The sequence below is a fragment of the Pseudoalteromonas sp. NZS127_1 genome, assembly GCF_015864295.1.
Classification (GTDB): Bacteria; Pseudomonadota; Gammaproteobacteria; order Enterobacterales; family Alteromonadaceae; genus Pseudoalteromonas; species Pseudoalteromonas arctica.
Genome location: NZ_JADYXO010000029.1, coordinates 18,749 through 43,513 on the forward strand (window position 1 = coordinate 18,749; position 24,765 = coordinate 43,513).

Genomic DNA, 24,765 nt, shown 5'->3' on the forward strand with positions numbered 1-24,765 from the left:
TCAAAATTACTGACTAATTAACGACCTTCAGTCCAAGAGTCAGAGAACTCGATGTTGCCATCTAAGTAAGTCCAAGTAATGCGTTTGTAACGTAGACAAACTGTTTCAAGGTGCGGGTAACGCTCCTTGTCTAAGTCTTTAACGTTATGCATTGTTGGTGAGATCGAAGTGATTTTTACATCTTCCAACTTGTGGCAGAAATATTCACGCTCAGTCCCTGTGTCATCAATACGGTACCATTTAAGCTCTAATTGCTTAAGTGTTTGACCGTTTGAACACGCTTTGTACAAGTACGGCGTAGCCGCATCAACAGCTTTTGTAATTACAAAAGGTTCATGCTTACGAGTACCTGTAAGTTCACCTGTATCGTTATCCGTAGGAATACGAAGTTCATGATCAAAGTGTAGGATCTCAATTGAACCTTCACGCTCTGCAACAGTTACAGAACCTTTGATGTCATTACCTTGGTCATCCTTTAACCACATGTACGCTGGAATTGCCATTTCATTATTCTCCTTTTAGAATGAAGTGTTTCCTGTTAGTTGGCATTGGCATAAATAGTAATATTTATGCCCCCCAAAAAGCCCTCTGCTTCATGCCACTGGGGAATATGTCCCAAGTTGGATGCAACCAACTTGGGGCAATTTTTACAAAGACGGATTATCTAACTCTAGTATTAACGACATCGCGTCAAATGGAGTTTGCAAAACAGCTAACTTTTCGAAGTGTTGCTGTACACTTTTAGGTAATTGCTTAAACTTATACTCTGCGTCTAATTCAGATACCCAAGTATTTGAAACAAAGCTATCAATATCACCAATATCCTTACTTAATGTAACTGTTTTGTAAAAGTAACCTGCTTTTAAATAATTTTCGTACTGAACTTTCATGCAAGTACTCAGCGCAGAATAATGCATATAATCAATAGCTGTCTTTGTCATCTCTAAGCTAATACCATCATTTTGTAACTCAGTACTGCTTACTTTATTCGCATTTGAAAAACATTTATCCATCTGCTTTTCAAATGCGACTGTTGCTAGCTGTAGCTTTTTCTTCGCAAAAAAAACTTTATTATCACTGGCCACTGCGTTTGCAATGCAAACCAAAAACAAGCTGAACATACACAATATTCTAATCATTTTTACAACCATTTATCATTGCCTTCCAAAATTCTCGCTCTTTATAAGAACTACTATTTCTATAAGCACTATATGAAATTTTTTGTAGCTCATATCTTTTAATTTTTGACACTGAGGATAACGACTCAGCCATCAAAGCAAAATCTGTATTAGATATATTAAATTGTGCGACCAAGGCCCCATTACCTACAAAAATTGCAGCTAGACTACCGAAGCTTAGTGCTTTTGTAAGTTGATCTGTATGTCTAGTAAGTTCTCTAGCTTTATCTAAATACTCTAGATTTTTTTTAGAAAACTCCAATCCACTTAAATTTGGGCACTTCATTTTTAAACTCCTTTTAATGTCCCAAGTTGGTTGCAACCAACTTGGGGCAATTTTTTAGACTATAAGTCTTAATCCTTTATGTACACCAGCCAACTACTCACCAAATAGACGCATTTGATAGTACTTAAATCCGTTTCATTGGCGGCGTAGCAGTTCATTTTTCGCCAGGCATTTGCCCTACTAGCGCTAAACGAACATCAATCCCTTCAACTTGGAAATGAGGTACAATGTACGTACTTACTCTGTAATAACCAGGGTTACCTGGAATCTCTGCCACAGTTACTTTTGCATCTTTTAGCGGATGCGTAGCAATAAGAGATTCATCTGGGTTGTTCATTTTAGTTACTAATGCGCCAAGCCAATCATTAAGCTGCTGCTCTAATTCATGACGAGGTTTGCTTGAACCAATATTTTCACGTTGTAAAACCTTTAAGTAATGCGCAATACGCGATACTAAGAAAATATATGGTAAGCGTGAGTTAATTCTTGCATTAGCTGTTGCTTCATTTGTTTCAAAAACCTGCGGTTTTTGGGCACTATTAGCTGAAAAGAAACATGCAAAATCTGAATTTTTATAATAACTAAGCGGTATAAAACCTTGATTAGCAAATTCAAGTTCTTTAGTTTCAGAAATCAGTACTTCAGTTGGTATTTTAGTTTCTACACCTTTACCAGCTTCAAATGAATGCAGCGGAAGATTATCAACTTTACCACCTGATTGCGGCCCACGAATATTTACAGCCCAACCATTATCATGGAAACTACGGATAATGTTTGCAGCAAATGCAAATGTTGCATTACCCCATAAGTAACGCTCATGATGCTGCGCACTTACATCTTCTTGGTAATTAAAGTTACGAAGTGGATTTGTCTCACCGTAAGGTAGACGTAGTAAAAAGCGTGGGAATGCTAAACCAATGTAACGAGAGTCTTCTGATTCACGGAAGTTTTTCCAACGAAGAAACTCAGCGCGTTCCATGTAAGAACCCAAATCTTGGATTTTAGACACTTCTTCCAATGAGTCTTTAAGAAAAAACTTAGGACCTACACTACCCATAAACGGACAATGCGCAGCTGCAGATACACGAGATATTTCTTGCAGTAACGATACATCGGGTGCCGAACAATCAAATTCAAAGTTCGAAACCATTGTAGATACTGGCTCACCACCTGGCGTATCGTAATCTGAGGTATATACATGCTTGTATAGTGCAGATTGCGTTGTATCTGGCGCCTCTTCAAAGTCATCTCTTAGAGTTTCTTTATCTACATCAAGCATTTCTATTTTAATATTAGCGTTGTTAGGCGTACGGCTAATTAAGTAGCGTAACGAGCGCCATGCTGATTCCATTTTTTGAAAATTTGGATGATGTAAAATTTGGTCTAACTGCTGAGAAATAATAATGTCTACTTTTGCGATGTAATCATCTAAAAGTAATTTATCAATTCGCGTTACTTCTTGACCGCTACTGCTAGCCATATCTAAAAATACATTTATAGCTGCTGTTAAGCGCTCATTTGCACGAGTTTCGGCTAGGTTGCTTGCATCTCTAAATGAATCAAGTTTGATTTCATCTGAAACTGGAGAAATATCAACCATTCCACATATATTTTCATAAGTAGATAAAGGAGCTTGCTCCGTGGTATGCGCGGCAACATTTAATTGTTCTTGCATTGACATGGTAATCTCCTTATTCAGTTATTGGTTGTTTTTCATCTTCAGAAGCCAGCGGCGCAATTTCATCCAGTTTAGCTTTTAATTCATCTAGCTCTGGTTGATTTTGTAATACACGCTCTAATTCTTTACGAAGTGATGAGTTATCTAATAAATTAGATTTAAGGTCGCGAAGTAAATTACGCATAGCCATCATTTTATTAAGCTCTGGCACTTGAGAAGCAACTGATTCTGGGTCAAACGATTTAAAAGAATCAAACTCAAGGTTTACGCTAATTTCGCCCTCACCTTTAATTTTATTTGCTACCTGAAAGTTCGCTTTAGGCGCCATATCTTTAAGCACTTGCTCAATATTATTTTTATTAATTGTTACGCGCTCACGCTCAGATAGTTCTTGGCTATTTTGACCATTTGAGTAGTCACCAATTACTAGCATTTTTAATGGCAATTCACTTTTTTGTGAAGCGCCATCTGTATCAAGCTCTAACGAAATATTGATCCGAGCTCTGGGGATCTCTTTTTGAAATGTATCACTCATGTTTTTTCCTTTGCAGTTTGGTTATCTACCGACTCAATTCCAATTAAACCTCGACATATTAGTCAAGCCCTTGTAACTAAACCCACGCTAATGCTTGTGCTGGGTTAGTTACCATCATTTGCTGACTAATATGTTTAGCAGCTAAACTCATTTCATCTTCTGGCGTTTGTGACAAACTTGCATAACACTGCTTGGAAAATCGCCATACTTCCATGCAAAAACATTGTTGCCATTGCGCTAAATCATGCGCTTTTATTTGTTTTAGTAACACCCCTAACAACGCTAAAGCATGTTCGTAATGCTCAGCTTTTATTAATAACTTAGCCTTTAATAATTGCGCTTGAGCTTTGTCAAAATCGTTTAAAATATTTATTTGATCGACTTTAATTAATGCCGTCGATAACTGCCCTTTTTCGACGTCTTGTATTAATTCGCTATATTGCTCATCAAACGCACTACTTTGGGAGCTAACAGACTCTGTTTTTGCAGAATGTGATAACTCTTTTAAAAACTCTTTATTTACAGATGAACATAACGGGCTTCCATCGTCATACTGTAGGGAAACTAAAGCAGGAAACTGCTCATTTAAATTCACTAATTGTTGTTCAAGCCAATAAACTAGCGGCAATTTATTTAATTTTTTTAATGCATTTAAACTAAGTACTTGAAGGTTTAAATTAAATTGCATAGCTCCTTCCATAAATAACCCTTCGGCTAAATTTAAAGCTTGTTCAGGTTGATCACTTGCCAATGCATTTTCAATTGGAGCAAATGCTGCAGCTCTTGGAGCGGGTAAACGCGTTTTTCCATTTTCGTTAGCCGGTAATGCCAATCTTGTCCAACGTGCAGCTCGCGATAACTTTATTACTCGTTCAATGTTATTTTGTTCTTTATCAAAGTTAAGTAGCTGCCTAACCGCACTTAAATACGCTGTATCTGAGGCAATATCAGCATTACCAATACTAACCTGGCTAGCAACTGCGGCTGGTGCCGAATTATTAGTTTCTGATTTTGGAGCCGTTACAGCTGAATTCTCAGCTAATTTTTGCTCTGTGCTAATCGCTTTTTCTTCTTGCTCTGGTTCAGCTACAGGCACTGGGTTTCGTTTTTCTTGTTCTTTAGCCCACTCATTCAAAGTCGATAGAGGGCCAGATTCGTTATCTAGCAACCCAACACACTGCTCGTTGTATTGGGTTAAAGCAGCTATAAGCTCAGGCCATTGCTCAGCGTTTGTATTATGGCCTTGGGCAACACCTTTTAAACGCTCTTGCTGTTGCAAAAACCATGTATTGACTGCAGCGCGCATTCTGGCTTTTAGTGGGTGTACCTCATCCGTATAAGTAGTCAACAAACGATTAAATAACAATAACGTATGCGTTAAACCTGTAACCCCAAACTCACTTGTTGCAGCTAGTGCTAAATAACTTACTATGCGTAAATCTTTACTTTGAGTGTTGAGTAAATCGGATGCTTGTATAAACATCACTTTAAAGTCAACTTCCCCCACCCCTGATGAAGATGCTTTTAATGCTTTAAATGTTTCTTCATATTTTAAATCTTCTCCACACTTGTTCCCCGGCAGAGGAGCACTTAATGCTTCAAGCCATTCAATCCAGGTGGTATGTGTATGCGGCGCTTTATTACTCATGATTTACACCAACGACGAAGTGCATCGTAAACACTCACGTTATCCATATCAGCAAAATTAAGTGTTTGTGAAGACGGCTGTTTTTCTACTTTTAAATTACATAGATCAACAATATCGTTTGTTTTTTTATCGTATTCCCACACACTATTAAAGTATGACGCTGGAATAGGCCTACAAAAAATGGTTAAGCTTGGCGCTTGATTCTCATCACCTAACTGATAAAAAAACCAAGGCTGCCAATTATGATCTGCCACCATAGATGCAACTAAGTGCAACCAAAACCCGGCAACTAAGGCACTTTCATGACTAAAACTAGGCATTGGTAGGCGAATACCAAACTGACTTCTTAAACACCCTCTATTTGCAATCGATTTAAGCACAGCCGATAGCTCTTCAATTAAAATTGCTCTTTTAGCAATATCGTTCAGGCCTAAATGCTGCCAAAAAACGCTCATCGGAATAGTTCTAAGTTTATCAAGCTCTAGAGTTAAGTTTGGTTGCTGTTTAAGTGCATCAGCTACACGGTTATAATCTTGTGCTTTTTGCTCCATTTCATTAATACTGGCAGCTTGTTTAATATTTTCATTTACACCTAAAAGGTGCTCTATTACTTGGCTTGCAAATAAAAATAGAAAAGCCGGGTGACGCTTATATGTATCAAGCCCACTATGTACAAAAGAGCTAAATGGGTAAAACCGACCACTGCTATCTTTACTTGGCTGCAAAACGCCAAGTAAACCACCATCATCAGCATTGCCAGATATAAAGAACAACGACTTAGTTCCATTCAAGTGGCTTGTATCCGTTGTTTTTCTACCACGGTTTAAATGTGCAAAGCCCTCTTGCAACCAATGATCAAATCCAACCGATTCTCTAGATGAAATATTAAGCTTTACAAAGTCTGGTCTTATTGGTGTTTTACCCATAAAACCAAAGCTGTGTTGCTTAACCAGTGTCGGTGTTTTCTTTTTAGTAAATAAATTAAACATTGCTAGGCGGCCTATTGCATCGTTCGCGATTGCGATTGAGCCAAACTAGGGCTTTGCGAAAACAAAGAGCTTGGTAATGCAAACGACGTAAGCATGTATTTTGAAAATATACCGCTGTTGCGACCTGATTTAAGAGAAAACTGCACCGTTAACGGCTTTTCAGATTTATCTTTTAATTCCCAGGTTGCTAAAAACTCCGTGCCTTTAATCCATTTAACGTTGGCTGAGTTAAGTACTTTTAGTAGTGCCCAAGGCCCGTCTTGCTCGATAGAAATACGACGCCCTTTATTATCTAAACCATACAGAACCGCTTTTTCTGCAGCCCCTCGACCAGGCCACGAAAAATTACGCCATTCTTCAGGCTCATTACGATAACGATAACCTTGCTCACTAAAGCCTAGGTACGTTTCACGAATACCTCGGTGTGGAACCGGCATCATTTGAAAAGTAAAACCAGCACTATCAGCACCGCTAGAGAACAACGAACGAGTTACTTTATTTGCTTTAGTTAAACCATCAAGTAATTGCGCGCTAAAACCAATACCTACACCATTCCATTGTTTTTCTTCCCACACACCGCGGCGTACTTTCATAAATGGTTTGAGTTGGGTATTAATAAAGCTCCATAAAATCCCAGATTCAGAATTCAAAAACTCAGACACATCTGCTATAGCAGCATCAGGGCCTGTTAAGTTAAACGGGTATTTACCAGCTAAACTACTGTTGTACATAGTATAAACTTGGTTTTCCCATTCTTGATTAAGCTGAGTACGTGCTTTTGCCATGACAGTCGCTATACCACCGTGAAGCGGGGCTTTAAATAGCTTATCTAGCGTTTCTTTAGTTTGAGGGTCTAATGCTCGGGTTTGGCTCTCAATAATAATCCACGAAGACTGCAATGCATTACTTTGGCTGTTACCTGAAAGCAAGTCCTGCGCAAATATCATTGCTTGAGCATCATCTTCATTACTCGCTGCCATAGCTTTAATGTCTGAATGAATGCTACTTAATGAACTAATGTACTGCCTTAAGTAATCAGAAGAGTTTTTATCTTCATTAGGCTGCGCAAAACGTCTTAAATCAGCAAATCGGCTTTCAAGCTCTGGCGCTCTAACCGTACTCATTTGAGTAATTGTGGGTGTATTTAAAGCTAATTTATTTGCAACATCAGCAGCCGTCTTACCTATTGAAGCCTGGCTTTTCAAAGGCGCGTCAGCAAGCGTAATATTGTCGTTAATTAGTTTCATTAAATCGTTAAAAGGGCCGTCCATCGATGAAAGGCGTGCAAAATCAATACTTGCATCGTTTAGATCTCTAAATGCAGGTACTTTTATGCTATCTATAAAAGCGAACCAGGTATTGCCGTAGTCTTTAAAGTAATATGCACGCATAGCCTTTGCCAAGGTTTCAGCTTGTGCTTCGTCAACAACATTTTGACCATTTTCATCGCTTGAACCCATAACCCAGTCACCTGAGAATACCAAACGTGAAATACGTTTAATCTCTGGGAATACATATTCCTGCCAACCTAAGTTTGTATAAACATACGGGATTTTATACTTACTTTTAAATACATCACGATTTTTAGAAATCATAAAATCGTTTAATAACAATGGCTTTTTACGTTCAGCAAAACTTGTAATTACTTGTTGATATAACGGGAAAGCCTCTGGCTGGGTATTTAAGTTATCGCGCGCGAGTGCTATTGATGTTTCGTTAGTTTGCCAAAATGCAATTTTACCTGGTTGCTCTATATCGCTACCCATATTTTGTAGGTACATATCAACTAAGCTACTCAGTTGTGTATAAATTGGCGCTTGCTCTTGTGCATTTATGTCTATATGAAAATGCTCAGCAATAAAATTAAGCAATTGCTCTTTAGCAAACTCCGTTGAAATATGCTCAGGGTTCGTACTCATCATTAAATGCATTTTTAGTGCATCATAATACTGCTGACGAATAGTTGCTTTTGCTTCATCTTCATTGTCAAACCACTGAGTTTCGTACTGCTTTATTTGTGCAAGTAGATGCTCTTCACCTGGGTAAGTAATAAGTTGATTCATTTGATTAAATAGTACATTTGCAACACTATTTAAGGTTTCATCACCTTCATAAATACCAAATATAAAATACCACGGAAGTGAATCTTCGTAAGTTTTAAGCTGACCATAGTGCTCAAATAAAGCTAGCGTAGCCGCGAGCTTTTGCTCATCTTTAGCCTTACTTACATTAGCTTCAACAACAGCTTTTACACGTGACTCACCTTGATTAAGTAATAGTTGATTACTCGTGTATGACGTAATAAGAAGTGCTGTAATTGCGGCAATAGATGCCAAGCCCGAAGTAACGGTTAAACCTTTTAACCAGCGTCCTACTAACCGTTTTTTTCTGTTTCCTCGCGTTAAATCCTGCAGCTTAAAAATAACATCATTAAATACGCGGTTAATAAAATAACTTTGAGTAATGCTTTCTTGTTTTTGGTCAACTACAACCGCACCAAATTGATCTCGTACACCATTAGTAATGCGTTCAATAGGCGTTCCTTCTTGCGTACCCGATGTAAAATAAACACCAGCAAACCAAGGAACTTCTTGATACGGATTAGACTTAAACAGCAAGTTAACAAACTCAGTTAACTTAGTTGAAGCCGATTGAAATTGGTTAGGAAAATCTAGTATTAGTTGCTTACGATGCTCATTGCGCTCGCGTGCAACTTTACTTAATCGTTGCTCGCACAGTCGCTCATATAGCTCCTGCATACGAACTTCAAACATTTCCGCAGGATCATTTTTTTGATCTTCACTAATATCGAGTAAGTAAGCACCAAATACTTGCTCACGCTCTTTTTCAGATAAGTCGCTAAAAAAAGGTTCAAAACCACTTATTAAGTCAGTTTTAGTAAAAGTAATATATACAGGAAAGATAACGCCAAGTTGAGTAATTAGCTCCTCTATACGCTCACGTACTAATTTTACATGTTGACGAATTTCTTCACTGTCGGAAGTTAATACATCTGCAACGCTAATAGCCACCATTACGCCATTTATAGGCAGCTTTGGCCTGTATTTTTTAAGGAGCGCTAAAAATGACAACCACTCTTTGTTTTCTGACTGCTCAGTTGTGTAACGCCCTGCTGTGTCAATTAAAATAGCTTGATCTGAAAACCACCAGTCACAATTGCGCGTTCCACCAAAACCTTGGATATGCAATTCACTCGAATTAGAGTAAGGAAAATGTAAGCCCGAATTTGCAAATAAAGTACTTTTCCCTGTAGCCGAAGGGCCAATAATCATATACCAAGGCAAAGCGTATAAAGCGGTATTACCACGATAACCCGCACCTAAATGAGATGCTTTTAAAGACCCCAATGCTTCTTGCATTTTTTCTTTAATTTCGCTTAATTCAGCACTCGAACCGGCATTATGACTTGCTAATTCAGAAGCTAACTTATCGCCTGAGCGCTTAGTCCATAACCAACGAATAAAAATAAATAAAACAAAAACAGCGGTTACAGCACCCATCGCAATTAATTTTTTATCGGTAGTATCTAAACCCACCATGCGACCGGCAAACCACACAATACTCAAAACGGCTATAAAGCCAATAAGTTGACCCGTTGCACGCGATGATACCAAGCCCAATAAAAAATGAACTAAACCGCTTTTATTAACTCTTCCCTGCATTGTGTTACCTATCGTGTTTCGTTGGTTTTATTGAGCTGAGTCAGCACTTCAATTTGGTTGTCTATTACCTGAGTACTCTGCGTTGCTTGCTTATTAATTACATAATGAAATCCAGCAAATAATGAGGCAATAGAACCCAAGCAAATAGCCAAAATCACCCAATAAGGAATATTACGCCCCACCTTCATAGCAAACCCTTCTGCAGGTATACCGTTATCAGATAATTGAGAACTCGGTGTTCCTTTTATATCTTCAATTTGAGCTCTAACATCAACAATTAACGCTTTTAATTGCTCAATGCCTTTAACTTTGTAAATGCCTTCAAAGCCAAGCTGCAGACAAATATAATAAACCTCTAATGCAGCTAGCTTTTGCTCTCCGCCGGTACGCAACTTACCTAAACGTTCAAAAAATTCTTCACCAGCTCGGTTGTTACCAAAAAATTCAAGCTGTAGCGGTCGAGACATCCAATCCATTCTAAAATGAGCACCTGAACTCATAACAAATTCATCACACATAGCCGTAAGAGCAAACTTAACTTCTTGCATTAAACTTGTTGTTACCTGTTGCGAGTAACAATTACGCTCATAGTCATCAAAACTAGTTAGTAAATTTTCTCTAAACTCTTCAAGCTCTAAGTTAGTAGATTGCTTTAGTTTTAATGGTGTTAGCGCATTAATTACAGGCGAAATACACGCGACTAAATCTTGTTCTTTTTGTGCTTCTTGCATAATTTCAACTCAACGTTAATTACGTGCTACGGTAACAATTTCAATTTGTGCACTTTGCAATCCAAATGGTACAAATAGGCTTAATGATTGCTCTTCAATAATTTGCTGCCAAATGAAACCATGCGACTCAAGCCTGAAGTATTCATACCCACTTTTTATGGCCAGCTTATTCGGAGGTCGCTGACAATGCGTTAGTTGTACACCCGCTAAAGCAGATGAAATCATGATATCGAGCTTTTCGCTTGCTCCAACTTTTACTTGGTCACTAAATGTTTCAATCCATTTTGTGTCTTCAGATTCAAAATACACAGCTAAATAAAAGTCGTTATTTGTAAAAGTGGCAGAATCAATAGTGGCAACTTGATAAATAGCGTTAGAGGTTTTTTCAAGTTTCAAGCCCACCATTTTCTTAGGAACAACCCCTTCAAGTAAACGAGTTAATAGGCCATCAAGCTGACCGAATACATTACTTAAATTTTTATGCTGGTATGGTGGTACTTGGTTAACTAAATCGCTGTGCTCAAACATTGAAACTGAACTAATTAAATCAACAAGCTCACAATACAAACGTTCCGGATGAACCAATGACAAGTTTTTAAGATGATCTAAACGCTTGGCTGATGGAGCCATTGCATTAAGTAACAAAAATGTATTCATTTCATTTGGCCCAAAGTCAGTAACTGAGCCATAATTTTTACGTCTACTAAGCAGCACGTTAACTTTTGCATTAACTAAATTAGCAGTTCTGTTTAATAATTCAGTCAAATAAGCAGACGCACTAATATTTAATAAAGGAGGCACAAACTGTTTATTTAAAACAAATGATCCATCTTCCGAGCGACTTATTTTCAAACAGGCAATGGTGTCAAAATAAGTTTTTACATCTGAGTCAGACAGTAATATAAATTTAGGTTTTGCAACTAATACCTCACGACTACGCGACGCATCATGATTATCTTCTAAATCAATATAATCCGCTTCATATGCGCTCAATTGCCCACTCGCCGCATAACCTTCAATATTGCTAACTGTTTTATTTGCAGCAATAGCAATATAAATAACACTCTCTTGGTGGTTATTATCAAGCTCTAGTTTTAAATCATCTTGATGTTGACGATCGAAATCAAGCAAACGGCCATTTTCTAAAAGTAGCTTAAAACTGGTCACTTTTAATATGCCGCGAGCAAGTGCTGATTCATCAATAGCAAAATGCTGTAAACCAAATGCCAACGGTGATATTAGCGCTTGACGTACAACCTGATTTTGATCGTGATAATCGTCAAATAGTTGAAAATGTTGCTGGGCAAGCAAAACACCTTCAGCCCAAACGGGCTTTGCGGGAGCTTTTAAATTCATTACTCAGCCTTATCCACGCCAGGTAACTGAACTTCGTTATTGGTAACCAAAACATCTAATGATGTAGATAACTTAACAGGGCCATCTGCAAGCGGGTAATACGCTTTCCAGTTGTCTCCACTGCGGTCTCTAAATAAAGCCACAATAGCAACAAATCTTGCATTTTCAGCCTGTTCAAACTTAATTTTAGATTGTTCAGAAGGGTGAATTGTTCGCTCTTCTAATGTAATTAAACTATTAGCTAAAACTGACTTATCTGACTTCCATAATTCTTCAAACGTAGCTGTTTTAAAGGTTTGTATATCCGACAATTGATATACCTTTAAAACGACTGGTAACGCTTCATCAAATTGGTTTAAATTTAAGTTATCTGTTGCCTTAACATCTAAACTTACGTTAGTACTCATACAACCAGTTAACATTATAGAAAGTGATAAACCTATAATCGCATTTAAAATAAAGCGCATTTTTTACCTCAATAAATATTTTTATTTAAAATTAAAATTAGTTTTGCAAAGAGTAGCTTCATAAACTGGGCAAATAACTTTATTGAATCTTACATTCGCACAATCAGACCATTTATTAGTTTTAAAAAATCCGAACAAGGTCTTCTTTCTGCTTTTTTCTTGAGAATCAACTAGCAAAGACTGCGTAACAACATCATCTATAGACATAATTAACTTAGTATTTATTAGCGAAAGCTCTTTTATATAAACAGAAACATCACCGTTAATTAAAGTAACTTTTTCATTGCTTTTAGGAGGATTATTTAAAAAAAAGAAAAAGTGTTCTATAGAATTTTCAGAAAAAACGCGATGGGCAGGAATACCTACCTGATCTAGCAGCGAAGAAACGCTGGCAGTAAGTGACCAAGCTAAGGAGTACAAGCTATTTATTTGATTTATAAACTCTTTTTTATTCACAACATGCTCCTTGTCATCAGTTAAACTAAAAAACTCTTAGTCTAAGGCTAGTAATAAATCCATTTATTTGGCGCATAATACAAACACCTAACCGCTATTGTCAACCTATATAAGGTTTAAAATATTAGAATATTAATGCGATTTACGAATTAGAATAAACATTCTAAAAAACAGTTATAAATGAATAATACGCAATAAAACAAAACAATCCCCATTTATGAAACAATCAAAAAGATAATTCAATTTATTTTTAGAGTTACAATTATCCAGTTGATCATTAACACACAAAAAGGTATGTTTACGCCACTAATTTTACCGAGCAGGGATTGCAACGTTTTGACTAAATCTAATTTTTTTTTGAAGGTTAATGACAAAGACTTTAATGTTACTTACCTACATGGCTACGAAAAAATTAATAAAGGCTTTAGTTATTTACTCACCGTTGAATCTTCAGTAAAAATTAATACAGATATCCTACTTGCTAATGCCAGTGTTATTTTTGTTAATAAAAACAAAAAATATCGAGAGCAATGCGGCTTGATTACATCTGTTACCAATATGGGTGTATTCAACAATCTACATCGCTTTAAAATAAACATTCAAGATCGATTATCCACCTTAAAAGACACCTCAAACAGTAAAGTCTTTATTACCGTAAACGTACAAGATGTATTAAATTACTTAGCACAAAAAGCAGGTTATTCATCAGGACAAATCGTTTTTAGGACAAGCTCCGCCTTACCGCATTTAAAGCAATGTGTGCAAGCAATGGAAAGTGACTGGGCCTTTTTTAATCGCTTGATGTCTCAGCATGGTCTTTTTTACTGGATTGAAAGTGAATCAAACACCGAAACACTTGTTATAAGTGACAGCAACCTCAATAGCCCCTACTTAAGTACGGGTGTATTAGAAGTTAAAGCAAACGCGGGGATGAACGCCCAGTACTGGGGTAACTTTGTCGGCTTTATGCACAGTGAAGTAACACAAACCTTATATAATAATGCAGCGCAAAGTAATGCCCATGGACAATTTCAAAAAGTAGCCAGTAACAGTCAATCTTTTTTCGAGCCTGCTGCAAACTCAGACGCCGAAGCATCAGCGCAAACACAAAGCTTTAGCAATGCATTAGCCACACACAATAAACTGGTTACGCTTACGGGTAATGTATCTGATGTATTTGCAGGCTGCTCAATTTCGCTTGACGATAATATGGGGTTTGCTAGTGGTGATTTGCTATGCATTGCAATAGAGCACACCCTTAATCAAGCAAATGACGAAAGCAGCCATGAAGGTGAAACGCACTATCACTGCGTAGCGCAATTTATAGAGCGAGGCACACCTTACAAAGCAATGCCGGAGCCTCATACACCTAAGCCTATGGTATTTCCAGCAACCGTAGAATCTCTCACAAGTAATGCATTTGTAGATGAACACGGCCAATACCGTATTCGTACCGAGTTTGATAAAACAGCTCGCCCAGTAATTCAATCAAGCCCTGCACTAAAAAAACTAGCGCTATATGCTTGTGAAAATCAACCTCAAGCCACTGGCTGGCACTTTCCACTCGTTGGTGGTTCTGAGGTACTTATTGGGTGTATTAATAACGACCCAAATAATACATTTATAATGGGTTTTGCACTAAACGCCGACCAGCCAAGCGTAGTTACAGCCGCTAACCCAACGCATAATCGCTTATTAAGCGCAGCGCAAAATGAACTCATGTTTGATGACGATAAAGATGTACCCAAAGTCATCTTACAAACACTCGCCAGTGAGCACTATATTGAATTAAATGCTATAAAATCAGGCCGCCAATTTATTCAATGGATAAGTCAACTCGGTACTATAAATTTACACGCAGGGCGCGACCTGTGCCTTGAAACCGAACAAAACAATGTTCAGTTTGTTATTAAAAACAATCAATTTATTGATGTTAAAAATACCGTATCGCAAACCACAACTAACAACCATGTAAATTATCAAAGTGGTGGCAGCCAGGCGTTCAGTGGTAAAAATGCAACCCTTACGAGCGAGAATGAAATATCACTCCTCACCGGACGTGCAGTAAAAGTGCATGCACAGAGCGACATACTCCTTAAAACCAATAACAGCGACTTAAAGCTTAATGTACCTACTGGCTCTACGTTTTTACAAACAAACAATAATATAAGCATAACGGGTTCTGGTAATGGCGATTTAATTATTCACAACGCGGGCGGCGAGATAAAACTCGACAGCCAAGGCAATGTTGATATTACCGCCACTAACGTACTCACACTCGATGGCACATTTATAACCTTTGATGGCCCGGTTGATTACGACATAACCAGCCCACAAACAGCGCGGGCACCAAGCAATGCAAGCCCTGCCAATATTAGCCGCATTAGTGATATAACCATTAATGACTCCGGTATTGCTGCAACAACGTCAAGCGTAGTAGATTTACTTTATGTTTATCAAGATGGCAGCCCTGTAAAAAACGCACCTTATACAATTAAATTTGATGATGGGACACAAAGCACAGGCCAGCTAGATGAAGACGGTATAGCGCAATTAACCGATGTACCAAATGGTCAATTTACTATTCAATACGGGGAAGATACACGTGAGTATGAACCACAAGATAACACCACACCAAATCCGCTTTATAAAAGAATAACCCCCGCCTCTGCCATACAAATGAGCAGAGCTGGGCAAACAGCAACACTTGATGAAGCAAGCAACATAGCCAGCCAAGCAGGTGATTGGTTATGGGGAGCACTGCAAGGCGACTTTAATAAAGATCCCACCACGGCACAGATTGTAGTGGGCAGTATTATTTCAATGATACCGGTTATTGACCAAGTCATGGACGTGCGGGATATTTTAGCCAATGTAATGCTACTGACTGATGACGATAAAGCCAACGACAGTGATGGTTGGATTGCCTTTACGCTCACCGCAATAGGTTTAGTACCGGTGCTCGGCTCCGCGGTAAAAGGCGTTGGTAAAGTGGTGATTAAAAACAGCGGCGACACAATAGAAGCCGCAATTGCAGTGTTACGCAAGCTAGGCAAAGGCGACCCTGTTCAGTATTTACGCAAAATCAACTGGCAAGACCTAGGTAAACAAGCAGCCAGCGAAGTAAAAGCCTTTATAAAAGGCCTGCGCGATACGCTTCACGAAATATCAACAAGTTGGCAATACGACCTACTGCTGCCACAGCTTGCCATAGACGGTATGCAAGCAACCATTAAACAGCTTGATGAAATAGCACCTAAAATAGACCAAGGCGTTAAAGGCGCAGCCAGTGAAATTGGCAGTCGCGTAAACAAAGCCCTTGATGAATTCGAACCACCGAAAAGCACCGGTATTGTGGGTAAACCTAAAAAGAGCGTTGCGAATGAATTAGATGCGCCTAAAGGAAATGATTTAAAAGGGGTTGAGAGTAAAAAAGAATTCAATCTTTCAAATTTGAAAGTTAGTGATATCCCGACATTCGATTCAGGAAGCTTCAATAAGTGGTTTGACTCCAGAACACCAGAAGAGTTAGCCGAAATGTATAAAAAACAAGCCCTAAAAAGTAAAATTTCTGATGGCCTTAGAGGAGCTCGCGGTAATCACGAGTTTTTAATGGTTGTAGAAGCGCCTCAGTGGAGTAAGTGGGGAGTTAATGCCAAGCAAGTACAGAATGATTTTGCAATATCAATCTCAGCCTTGAACGAAGGTGGGTTAGCCAAGGGGTGGAAGCATTCAACTGGCTTAAAAGGTTCAAAATCCCCAAACTCTAAACGCGTACACAATGAGCTTCAAAAGATAATTCAAAACTCTAATAGTTTAGATGATTATAAAAAAAATATGTTCTCGTGGGCTGAAAAATGGATCGAAGGCGGTTACAATGGCTTACCAGAAGGTTTTCATCAATAAAGGAATATCAAGTGTCTAAAGTAGATTACTCGAATGAAGTTGATTATTATGAACAAGGTTTCGAAGAGGAAGGTATTGTTTCTGTCTGGTTAGGGATTGAACCTTTGACTAATGACGAAGAGACTGACGTTTTACAGGAGCTTTGCGGTGTAGGTTATTATGATATATCAAGTCAAGAAGGTGAGTGCTTTGATTTTCAAGATACCGATATAACATCTTTAATACACAATATGTCATATTCAAACTCCTTTATTGATTTGGTTGTTGAAGCTGCTAAAAGAAAGAATATTAATTCTGCTAAATGGGTCACCCTACAATACGACTTTAATTATAACCCAGAAAAAGTCAATCGAACTATTTCACCAGACCCCTTATTTATCGGAGCCTTTCCATACAAAGAAGATTAATCAAACACCTATTAGATAGTAACTATTCAGTTTTTAAATTATAGACCTGACTTTTCACCTTGGTCTAAAGGTTCCATCAATTTTAAACCAAATCAATTAGATGGTACTTCAGCTGACTTTGATGCCGTTTATGTGTATATAGCTAAACAGAAAGGTCTTAAAAGTAAGAATGCGGTAAAAAACCTGTTAAAAACTTGGTTTAACTCCACATCATTCGAGTGGTACATTAATCCAGCTTGTGCCTACAAAACTACATGGTAACTACACATTGGAGCTGCTTCTGATTTAAGGAAAGGAATTTAAAATGATTGATAAATTAATCACCGCCCTAGATGCTTCAGCGCTTTATATAAGTAGTGAAAAGGTCACAACAATAAAGGATGTCGAGCATGAGTTTAAAGTTGCTTTGCCAAAAGAATTAAAAAAATTACTATCAAGATTTGACTCTTCCATTATTTTTAACAATGGGGCAAAGATCATCCCCTTTCAGAAAACTCCTTATACAAATAATGACGGGTACCTGCCATTTGAAATAGTTTATGGTCTAGAAAATAGTGATAATAACCTTGTAAAAAAGAATCGCATGTATAAACAATTGAATGATGAAGGTTTTTTTATATTTGGTGAAAGTAGCGGTGGTGACCAATTATGCATCCATAAAGAAAATATGAAAGTTTATTGTTGGGATCACGAAAGCAGCGAAAACAATAATGAATTTTTTGAAGTATTTGCTAATTTTGATAACTTCCTCTCTAATCTAGAGCCTGACAATGCAAATATGGCGCAAAAAGAGATTGATTCTGCTAACTCATTTTTAGACTTTTAGTTTTTAAAAATGCTCCATTTAATAATACATGCACCTACAGCTAAGGACAGCCTATGCAACTCGACATTATAAACACCCTAAAACTATGAAAAAATTAAATTTAAAAAAAAGAGTTTCAATTACACATGATGAGTTAGATTCATTAGAAATGTTTTTTAATATTAACTTACCGATTAGCTACAGGGAGTTTATTTTAGAATTTAATGGTGGATGCCCAGATAAAATTACTATAAAAATTAACTCTGAAGAGCGCGTATTGGAAAGGTTTTTAATAGTTTCAGAAGATGAAAAGCTCGGTAATGAGTTTAAGCAATACGAAGTTAAAGTCGTAATGGCTCAAATTGAGGAAAGACTTACAGATAACGAAGACTTGGTTGGAGCCGAGACCTTACCTTTTGCTTACCTTTTTGGTGGTGATTTTTTATGCCTAGATTTCAAAGAAGATGCAATAAATCCTAAAGTAGTAATATGGGATCATAATGAGTCTGAAGAGTTATCGCCTGTTTTTTACAAGGCTTTTGATAATTTCCAAGAGTTTCTTGATGCGATGCCTTTCGGCTAACACATATTTACAAACTTTATGCTTGATCATTCAATTTAAAACTCATTTATGATGCTAAGGAAAGCCAATGCAACCCGATATTAAAAACATCCCGCAACACCTAGGTCAGTACCTTTATCAGCAAATAGATGAGCCATGGCATGAAGCTCAGCTTATTTTAGATTGCGATAATAATAATGCGATCGAGTGCAAGTCCCACTTTATTAAATCAGATAACGAAACACAGCATGCAATTGCTGTATCTAAAAATATAACTGAGTTATTCAAAACGTTATTTGACCACGCCATTAAAAATGAGACTGAAAATTGGCAACGCGCTATTTTTACTATCACTCGTCAAGGCCAATTTAACCTAAACTTTGAGCGCGATAATGATGAAGAAGCAATCGCTGCTGTTGAAATACATAAATAAATAAGATCAATCACAATCAAACTTCACCACCCTTTTTAGAGATATTTATGACTACTTTAACTAAGCAACTTATATTTATATCCCTCGCTTTAACGCTAGCTGGGTGCGATAAAGTGACAGTGAGCACCGTTACTGCATTATTAGCGCCCGCTGAAAAAATACAGGCGGCCTCCCCTGAAGCAAGTGACTTTCAAGTTAACGGCTGCAATTTAACTTATAAAGACCAATCACTGATTTTTAATACCAGCATTGATGAATGGGTTAAAATACTTGGCCCATACGACAGAGTCACTCACTTGGCAAACGATGTGTACTTTTGGGATGACTTAGGTCTCGGCCTTTTTTCTAGCACTGGCAAACACAGAGCTGATGAACTTCAGTTCGAATTTAATGAAACTATTGCCTTTAGTGAAACAAATATTAAAAATACCTACTCAGAAGACATGAGAAAAACAAAAAGGGAGGCTAACGAATCTCGCTCTAAAACGCCATTTACTCAAACGCTTTGGGTTAATGGGGCTGCAATTAAAGGTAACTGGGATATGAGTAAAGTAAATAATCAACTGTACGCATTTAATCCAAAAAATTCCCATTACTTTGGTGAGGCGTATATGCCCACTATTTTTGGTTCACGTTTTGCTTGCGATAAAGAGGCTCCCCCCTACTTTAATGAGGGCGAAATTGGCATTAGAGTAGATGTAAACCCACAGAATAAAAATGAAATAAAAGTACTAACTTTGCGTGTTAAACTTTTTTCTGAGGAATACCTAAAAGATAGAAAAGCCACACCGTCTTTATCATCTCGTTATTTTAAAAATGTCGCTGAGCGAGTCGTTGTTCAATAACTAAACGATAAGGAAAGCCAATGCAACCCGACATTAAAAACATCCCGCAACAACTTGGTCAGTACCTTTATCAACAAATAGATGAGCCGTGGCTTGAAGCACTCCTCATTTTAGATTGCGAGAATAACAATGTACTTGAATGCAAAGCCCACTTTATTAAACCAGATGACGATACACAGCATGCAATTGAAGTATATGAAAATATAACTGCGTTGTTTAAAACGTTATTTGACCACGCCATTAAAAATGAAGTGGAAGATTGGCAACGCGCTATTTTTACAATTACGCGTAAAGGCCAATTTAACTTAAACTTTGAACGCGATAATAATGACGAAGAATTAATATCCGCTGTTAAAACATATTAAGTATTAATGTAACCCGCTCTTTAACAACACGGATGTTGTGAGGTTAGGCGCTAAAAATTAGCGCCTAACCTTTCAAGTAATGGTTGCTTTTGACGGTTAACGCCCTCATTTACTTCTCATAATAATATAAGCATTGCAGGCGGCGAGATAAAACTCGACAGCCAAGGTAATGTTGATATTACCGCCACTAACGTACTCACACTCGATGGCACATTTATAACCTTTGATGGCCCGGTTGATTACGACATAACTAGCCCACAAACAGCCAGTAGCCCAAGCACCGCAAGCCCTGCCAGTATTAGCCGTATTAGTGATATAACCATTAATGACTCAGGTATTGCTGCAACAACGTCAAGCGTAGTGGATTTACTTTATGTTTATCAAGATGGTAGCCCTGTAAAAAACGCACCTTATACAATTAAATTTGATGATGGAACACAAAGCACAGGCCAGCTAGATGAAGACGGTATAGCACAATTAACTGACGTACCAAATGGTCAGTTTACTATTCAATACGGGGAGGATACGCGTGAGTATGAACCTCTAGATAACACCACACCAAATCCACTTTATAAAAGAATAACCCCCGCCTCTGCAATACAAATGAGCAGAGCTGGGCAAACAGCAACACTTGATGAAGCGAGCAACATAGCCAGCCAAGCAGGTGATTGGTTATGGGGAGCACTGCAAGGCGACTTTAATAAAGACCCTACAACGGCGCAGATTGTGGTAGGCAGTATTATTTCAATGATACCGGTTATTGACCAAGTCATGGACGTGCGGGATATTTTAGCCAATGTAATGCTACTTACTGATGACGATAAAGCCAACGACAGTGATGGCTGGATTGCCTTTACGCTCACCGCGATAGGTTTAGTGCCTGTGCTCGGCTCCGCGGTAAAAGGCGTTGGTAAAGTGGTGATTAAAAACAGCGGCGACACAATAGAAGCCGCAATTGCAGTGTTACGCAAGCTAGGCAAAGGCGACCCTGTTCAGTATTTACGCAAAATCAACTGGCAAGACCTAGGTAAACAAGCAGCCAGCGAAGTAAAAGCCTTTATAAAAGGCCTGCGCGATACACTTCACGAAATATCAACAAGTTGGCAGTATGATGTGCTATTGCCACAGCTTGCCATAGACGGCATGCAAGCCACCATTAAACAACTTGATGAAATAGCACCTAAAATAGACCAAGGCGTTAAAGGCGCAGCCAGTGAAATTGGCAATCGCGTAAACAAAGCCCTCGATGAATTCGAGCCGCCGAAAAGCACCGGTATTGTGGGTAAGCCTAATAAGACCGTTGCGAATGAATTAGATGCGCCGAAAGGAAATGATTTAAAAGGGGCCGCAGTGAAAAATAGAAAATTTGGTCCTGTGGAAGGTGAAACAGAACCAAGCTGGGGTAAACTACTAAGAAAATATGGCGCAGGAGAACCACCTGAAAGTATGCAGAACCCGCATGCCCATCATTCTATATTTAAAAAAGGGCGGGGTAAAAAAATGATTGAATATCTTGACGAAAGTAAAGATATTGTAGAAAGGTATGATATAGACTGGTACAAAGGGCCTGAAAACTTAGGATGGGCGCCGAACAAAAACCATAGTACAAAAGCAGCAAAAGCTGTCAGAGATTACTTAGTTAAAGTTGAGCAAAACAGCCCATCAAAAGAGTCAATAATTAAAGCCTTACAAGAAATCAAAAAGCATTTTGCAAACGATACTATACATACACTTTATTAAAGAGAGAAATTCATGGATATGCCTTTACTTAGAAAAAAAATTGAATCGGCTATTAAAGATTGTTGCTTAGAACTAAAAGCAAATCATGGGCAGTCCAATTTTTATAGTTTCGCATTATATAGTGACTCTGAAGCAGCATCTGTAGCCCCTTCTGCAAATACTAAAGATTATCTAAATGAATTAATAAGTGATGATCCAAGTGATGCAACTTATTATAAGTGGAGCCCAGGAGAATGGCAGTTTGAAGGTGTAGGAGCAAAACATTTTAATGAAATATCTAAGGAACTATTTTTTCTAAGTAGTAAAGCCAATAGCAGTTCCGAAAAATCAAAACATAGAAACATTATCTTTAACTGTATTGTTGAGGCACTAATCAATGTTCATCAATCTGGATTTTTTAATTCATTTGCACAAAACCCAATAATAGTTTTTTCTGTAATTGGAAATGAGGATATAAAAGAAGAAGTACGTTGGATCTCAGAACTTAACAGCATAGAGGAGGCTGAAGAATTTGAAAGTTGGATTTATACTCTATAGCTAAAACAGTTTCTCTCTCAAAAGTAACGCTAAGGACAGCACATGCAACCCGACATAAAAAACATCCCGCAACACCTAGGTCAGTACCTTTATCAACAAATAGATGAACCGTGGCTTGAAGCTCAGCTTATTTTAGATTGCGAAAATAGCAATGTACTTGAGTGCAAAGCCCACTTTATTAAAACGGATGACGAAACACAGCATGCAATTGCTGTATCTGAAAATATAACTGAGTTATTTAAAACGTTATTTGACCATGCTATTAAAAATGAAGTTGAAGATTGGCAACGCGCTATTTTTACTATCACTCGCCAAGGCCAGTTTAACTTAAACTTTGAGCGCGATAATAACGATGAAGATACTTTATTACTTTAAATAAGCAGTACAAGCATAGCGTTCAATTTATTTAATACTTCATAAATTAATAACAATAATTGAACCTGAGCTGGATACATATTAAACTGTACGCCAATTTGTTTTTTAAACAAACGAAAGTCAAGGAAGACGAGTTAGGTACCCCAACTTATTAATACTCCTCCATGATATTTCGTGACATTTAACATTTATTATTTAAAATAATTTTACGGAGTACCTATGAAAAAATTAAGCGCACTTTTGGGTTTACTGTTATTAAGCGGTTGTTCTACACCTCCTCCAGCCCAAGAAACTGAGCAAGTAGTTTTAGAACCTATTGCAGAGATTAACGAAGTAGCTGCACCAATTTCATTAACTGTTATTACTAACCCTGCTGATGCTCGCGTTCGTATTATGAATATCAACCCTGTTTACAAAGCTGGTATTGAGCTTAAAGAAGGTAAATACGATATTGAAGTAAGCAAAGCAGGATACCTTACTTACAGAAAATGGGTTTCAGTTGATAAAAAAACAATACTAACTGTTGAACTCGATACAATGGAAGCAAGCCAATCGGCTCAGTAAGCTTCTCAGTACGTTTTAGTTTATATGCCTTAGCCTGGTTAATTTAATAACTGGCCTAAGGCATATTAAATCCTTCATAAAGCCACAAATATCCTACTGCGAAATAACTACCAACATTCACTAAAATACATAACCACAACACAATAATAAAACGTCGCTTTTGCGATTTATGACGAAGTAATTGTTGAGCAAGTAATGCCCCCGGCCATCCTCCAAATAATGTAAGTAGCTGCAGTGTACGCTCTGGCGTGCGGTTTACTTTTGTATGTGAAGAGCGCTTAGCTTGTCGCTTATCCCACGCGTACATTAAAAAAGTTATAGCACTTAATACACTTATATAACCAGGTACATATATTGGTATATAAACAGGTAAGTATTGCAGCGGGTAAGCTAACCAAATGGCAGCTAAATAAAGCAATGAGAATGTGATTAATATTTTCTTTATCAATTAATTATCACCTATACTGGGCTTATAAGAGCCTAACAACGAGAGCCAAATTATGACATATTTTAAATCGCTATTCTTAGCATTATGTTTATGCACATTTAGTAGCTTTGCTAATGAAACTGCCAGTAACCTTGATAAAGAGCTAGAAGTGTTTAAACCTTACTTAGGAACGTGGCAAGCAGACTTTAAAGTACCAGAAGGCGCTAAAAAAATACAAGATGTTGGCCGTTGGGAACGCGCTTTAAACGGTAAAGCTATTCGTACCATGCACTCGATTAACGAGGGTGAGTATGGCGGTGAGTCGATGATTTTTTATGATAGCAAAAAGAAGTCACTCGTATTTTATTATTTCACTACGGCAGGATTTTACACTAAAGGCACAATAACGGTATTAAGCCCTACTCAGTTTGTAGCCTATGAGGAAGTAACAGGCAGTAAAGAGGGAGTGACTAAGGTTAAATCTACTAGTGATTTAAAAGACGATAAGTTTATTGTATCGACCTCTTACCTTAAAAAGGGTGAGTGGACAAAGCCCGAACAACGTATTTATACACACAGTACAAAAACGGTTAAATTTAAATAGCCGCGATTTATAAACACAAAAAAGGCAGCCTAGGCTTAATGCCAGTCAGTTAAGCTGACTGGCATTTTTCTTTTTATGGGGATACTTAGATGGTTTTGGCTTAACCCATCGGGGATATCTTCTATCCTCTCGTCTAGCTGGAAGCTTAAATAAGACCAGTGTATTGAGTAAGTGCTGCCAGTGTATTG

The 24,765-nt window shown here is 37.8% G+C and carries 25 protein-coding genes and 1 pseudogene; 12 read left to right on the plus strand and 14 right to left on the minus strand.

Translation table 11 applies throughout. The features are described 5' to 3' along the window. Positions 1–17 precede the first annotated feature (17 nt). The 12 genes from I6F50_RS18480 to I6F50_RS18535 all read right to left on the minus strand — a co-directional run bounded on the left by I6F50_RS18480 (position 18) and on the right by I6F50_RS18535 (position 13,007). Positions 18–503 (minus strand): Hcp family type VI secretion system effector, encoded by a 486-nt coding sequence (locus I6F50_RS18480; protein ID WP_007584479.1) that lies wholly within the window; start codon positions 501–503, stop codon positions 18–20. Positions 504–647: 144 nt separating this feature from the next. Next, the gene (locus I6F50_RS18485) at positions 648–1,151 is read right to left on the minus strand and encodes a hypothetical protein (protein WP_197176977.1); all 504 of its coding nucleotides are present in this window, start codon (positions 1,149–1,151) and stop codon (positions 648–650) included. After that, complete coding sequence (locus tag I6F50_RS18490; protein ID WP_024592020.1) at positions 1,132–1,464, minus strand: hypothetical protein; 333 nt, start codon at positions 1,462–1,464, stop codon at positions 1,132–1,134. Before I6F50_RS18490 ends, I6F50_RS18485 begins: the two co-directional genes overlap by 20 nt. 154 nt (positions 1,465–1,618) lie before the next feature. Then, positions 1,619–3,145: a type VI secretion system contractile sheath large subunit gene (tssC, locus tag I6F50_RS18495; RefSeq protein ID WP_024594497.1), complete on the minus strand. Its 1,527-nt coding sequence runs from the start codon at positions 3,143–3,145 to the stop codon at positions 1,619–1,621. A 10-nt stretch (positions 3,146–3,155) separates the two neighbouring features. After that, on the minus strand, positions 3,156–3,677 hold the full coding sequence (gene tssB / locus I6F50_RS18500; protein ID WP_165729453.1) for a type VI secretion system contractile sheath small subunit: 522 nt from the start codon (positions 3,675–3,677) through the stop codon (positions 3,156–3,158). A 76-nt stretch (positions 3,678–3,753) separates the two neighbouring features. Then, entirely contained in the window at positions 3,754–5,325 is a 1,572-nt protein-coding gene (locus I6F50_RS18505; RefSeq protein ID WP_197176979.1) for a TssA family type VI secretion system protein, read from the minus strand. Next, on the minus strand, positions 5,322–6,314 hold the full coding sequence (tagF, locus tag I6F50_RS18510) for a type VI secretion system-associated protein TagF (RefSeq protein ID WP_007584486.1): 993 nt from the start codon (positions 6,312–6,314) through the stop codon (positions 5,322–5,324). Before tagF ends, I6F50_RS18505 begins: the two co-directional genes overlap by 4 nt. An 11-nt stretch (positions 6,315–6,325) precedes the next feature. Then, positions 6,326–9,997: a type VI secretion system membrane subunit TssM gene (gene tssM, locus I6F50_RS18515; protein ID WP_197120036.1), complete on the minus strand. Its 3,672-nt coding sequence runs from the start codon at positions 9,995–9,997 to the stop codon at positions 6,326–6,328. 8 nt (positions 9,998–10,005) lie between these two features. Next, positions 10,006–10,728 (minus strand): type IVB secretion system protein IcmH/DotU, encoded by a 723-nt coding sequence (gene icmH, locus I6F50_RS18520; protein ID WP_007584493.1) that lies wholly within the window; start codon positions 10,726–10,728, stop codon positions 10,006–10,008. A gap of 15 nt (positions 10,729–10,743) precedes the next feature. Further along, positions 10,744–12,084: a type VI secretion system baseplate subunit TssK gene (gene tssK, locus I6F50_RS18525; RefSeq protein ID WP_165729450.1), complete on the minus strand. Its 1,341-nt coding sequence runs from the start codon at positions 12,082–12,084 to the stop codon at positions 10,744–10,746. Beyond that, on the minus strand, positions 12,084–12,551 hold the full coding sequence (gene tssJ, locus I6F50_RS18530; protein WP_165729449.1) for a type VI secretion system lipoprotein TssJ: 468 nt from the start codon (positions 12,549–12,551) through the stop codon (positions 12,084–12,086). Before tssJ ends, tssK begins: the two co-directional genes overlap by 1 nt. Before the next feature lie 21 nt (positions 12,552–12,572). Next, positions 12,573–13,007, minus strand: a complete 435-nt coding sequence (locus I6F50_RS18535) for a hypothetical protein (protein ID WP_165729448.1) — start codon at positions 13,005–13,007, stop codon at positions 12,573–12,575. Between the two features lie 336 nt (positions 13,008–13,343). Between I6F50_RS18535 and I6F50_RS18540 the strand changes: the two genes are divergently transcribed. The 11 genes from I6F50_RS18540 (at position 13,344) to I6F50_RS18590 (ending at position 23,546) form a co-directional block, all read left to right on the plus strand. After that, a complete protein-coding gene (locus tag I6F50_RS18540; RefSeq protein WP_231613038.1) occupies positions 13,344–16,913 on the plus strand; it encodes a contractile injection system protein, VgrG/Pvc8 family in 3,570 nt (1,189 codons plus the stop codon). A gap of 11 nt (positions 16,914–16,924) precedes the next feature. Then, positions 16,925–17,320 (plus strand): immunity 22 family protein, encoded by a 396-nt coding sequence (locus tag I6F50_RS18545; protein WP_165729584.1) that lies wholly within the window; start codon positions 16,925–16,927, stop codon positions 17,318–17,320. A 304-nt stretch (positions 17,321–17,624) separates the two neighbouring features. Further along, positions 17,625–18,146, plus strand: a complete 522-nt coding sequence (locus I6F50_RS18550) for an SMI1/KNR4 family protein (protein ID WP_165729585.1) — start codon at positions 17,625–17,627, stop codon at positions 18,144–18,146. 85 nt (positions 18,147–18,231) lie between these two features. After that, the gene (locus tag I6F50_RS18555; RefSeq protein ID WP_165729586.1) at positions 18,232–18,708 is read left to right on the plus strand and encodes an SMI1/KNR4 family protein; all 477 of its coding nucleotides are present in this window, start codon (positions 18,232–18,234) and stop codon (positions 18,706–18,708) included. Between the two features lie 67 nt (positions 18,709–18,775). Further along, entirely contained in the window at positions 18,776–19,120 is a 345-nt protein-coding gene (locus tag I6F50_RS18560) for an immunity protein YezG family protein (protein WP_165729587.1), read from the plus strand. 47 nt (positions 19,121–19,167) lie between these two features. Continuing rightward, a complete protein-coding gene (locus I6F50_RS18565; protein ID WP_197176981.1) occupies positions 19,168–19,965 on the plus strand; it encodes a hypothetical protein in 798 nt (265 codons plus the stop codon). Positions 19,966–19,985: 20 nt separating this feature from the next. Further along, positions 19,986–20,330, plus strand: coding sequence for an immunity protein YezG family protein (locus tag I6F50_RS18570; RefSeq protein WP_197176983.1), 345 nt, complete (start codon positions 19,986–19,988; stop codon positions 20,328–20,330). A 360-nt stretch (positions 20,331–20,690) separates the two neighbouring features. After that, on the plus strand, positions 20,691–22,070 hold the full coding sequence (locus tag I6F50_RS20515) for an AHH domain-containing protein (protein ID WP_197176985.1): 1,380 nt from the start codon (positions 20,691–20,693) through the stop codon (positions 22,068–22,070). Between the two features lie 12 nt (positions 22,071–22,082). Then, a complete protein-coding gene (locus I6F50_RS18580) occupies positions 22,083–22,607 on the plus strand; it encodes a DUF4303 domain-containing protein (protein WP_165723053.1) in 525 nt (174 codons plus the stop codon). Between the two features lie 42 nt (positions 22,608–22,649). After that, positions 22,650–22,982: an immunity protein YezG family protein gene (locus tag I6F50_RS18585; protein ID WP_197176987.1), complete on the plus strand. Its 333-nt coding sequence runs from the start codon at positions 22,650–22,652 to the stop codon at positions 22,980–22,982. A gap of 219 nt (positions 22,983–23,201) precedes the next feature. After that, positions 23,202–23,546: a PEGA domain-containing protein gene (locus tag I6F50_RS18590; RefSeq protein WP_007586203.1), complete on the plus strand. Its 345-nt coding sequence runs from the start codon at positions 23,202–23,204 to the stop codon at positions 23,544–23,546. Positions 23,547–23,601: 55 nt separating this feature from the next. Here the strand turns inward: I6F50_RS18590 and I6F50_RS18595 are convergent, their stop codons facing one another. Next, positions 23,602–23,994, minus strand: coding sequence for a DUF1294 domain-containing protein (locus I6F50_RS18595; RefSeq protein WP_165729441.1), 393 nt, complete (start codon positions 23,992–23,994; stop codon positions 23,602–23,604). A 52-nt stretch (positions 23,995–24,046) separates the two neighbouring features. Between I6F50_RS18595 and I6F50_RS18600 the strand changes: the two genes are divergently transcribed. Beyond that, entirely contained in the window at positions 24,047–24,577 is a 531-nt protein-coding gene (locus I6F50_RS18600) for a hypothetical protein (RefSeq protein WP_197176989.1), read from the plus strand. Between the two features lie 45 nt (positions 24,578–24,622). Here the strand turns inward: I6F50_RS18600 and I6F50_RS18605 are convergent. Beyond that, a pseudogene (locus tag I6F50_RS18605) lies at positions 24,623–24,765 on the minus strand (IS4 family transposase); the annotation flags it as partial.